Here is a 1,434-nt window from a genome sequence, read left to right on the forward strand (position 1 = left end):
TCAAATCGGCCCTATAGTTTACCCATAGTGCGGCATAGTTCAACTCCGTTTTATCAGTTATTTTCTACTCGTCAATAATACGACTACTGGGTTGACAATCAATTTTTTACGACTATCTTTAGCTATTGAAAGAAAACAACTGATAAAATGCTATTAAGTTAGCGCTTAGGATATGACGACACAAACCAACGGACAACAAAACAAAGAATATGAAAACAGTTTTGATGAGAAAATGGGTGTTTGGAAAGGTGAATGGGAAATAGAAATCTATTCAGTATCTGTTGATTAGGAGTTTGATTCTATTGAGTTTATGGTTGGAGTTTGGGAAATAAGAACTAAGGCTTGACTTAAAACTAGAATTATGAAGATTTACAATTTGATTTTATTTATTACAATGCCCGCATTACTGTTCGCTCAGAATGAAGGTGTTATTTCTATAAAAGAGAATAATTATTTATATAGAGGTTATGATAACTATATAGATGTAGGCTTGAATAATCATTGTGACGATTCTGTTTGGTTAGAATGTACTAACTGCGATTCGTTGGAAATAAAAAGTTATAGGAGGTATATTGTTCGACCACTAGAGGAAAGAAAGACTACATTATTGATAATGAGGTTTGACGGGGAGAACATTTTTACTGTTTCGTCGGAGGAGATTTATGTAAGGAATTTGCCAGATCCTAAACTCCGTATCGCTAGTTTAGACAATGATACTCCATTAAAAGTGTCTGTATTGCTTGCAATCGCAAATTCTAATGACCCTTTATACTGTGGTCATAAACCAAGTGGTAAAATTCGTTTACCTCGTTTATTTGCAATGTACGGTCCTGAGATTCCATTAAATGCTATGTTTTCAGTCAGAAGTTGGTGTGTTCAGATTCAAAATGAGACTTTTCAAGGTGAAGGATCTAACATCAGTACTGTTTTATTAGATTACTTAAAGGATTTAAAGTTTACAGCGCCTGTTTATATGAAACTCGAAACAAATGTTTTAGGACCTGATGGAAAAGAACGTTTCATTACTACTTTGTTTGAGCTTGTTCCATAGGAGCGGTCAATTAAAATTATTTACGGTGTATGAACAACGAGATACCCTCTTTCGGTGGGTAAGTATTCTCGCTGTTATATTAAAGAAATGGTGGATTCTAAATACAAAGTGATAGAACGCTCGTTCATTCCCTCTTTGTATTTTTTTGCTGTTTTATGGTATAAAAGCTTTTAACCTAATTGCTTATATTTTAATAATCGTAATTGTATTGGCTATTTATTTGGCTTTGCAATGGGAGAAGAAAAACAACTTTTGCCAACACCGAAAAAGACATATTTCGCACCAACAATTGACAACCAAACATTAACAGAGAAAAAAGCACAAGACTTTCAATAACCAAGAAGAATGACGACAGAGAAAAAACTCTAGCTACCATTTTAGAA

General features: G+C 33.6%; 1 protein-coding gene. It reads left to right on the top strand.

All coding sequences use genetic code 11. From position 1 onward, the window contains the following. Nucleotides 1-361 precede the first annotated feature (361 nt). Nucleotides 362-1,051, top strand: a complete 690-nt coding sequence (locus tag C6368_RS16950) for a GldM family protein (RefSeq protein ID WP_107040402.1) — start codon at nucleotides 362-364, stop codon at nucleotides 1,049-1,051. The last annotated feature ends 383 nt before the right edge of the window (nucleotides 1,052-1,434 follow it).

The sequence above is a fragment of the Brumimicrobium mesophilum genome, from assembly GCF_003025005.1.
Classification (GTDB): Bacteria; Bacteroidota; Bacteroidia; order Flavobacteriales_D; family Crocinitomicaceae; genus Brumimicrobium; species Brumimicrobium mesophilum.

What these genes read in the sequence shown, in the direction of transcription:
- C6368_RS16950 (WP_107040402.1), top strand. Translation starts at nt 362, where the DNA reads ATGAAGATTTACAATTTGATTTTATTTATTACAATGCCCGCATTACTG.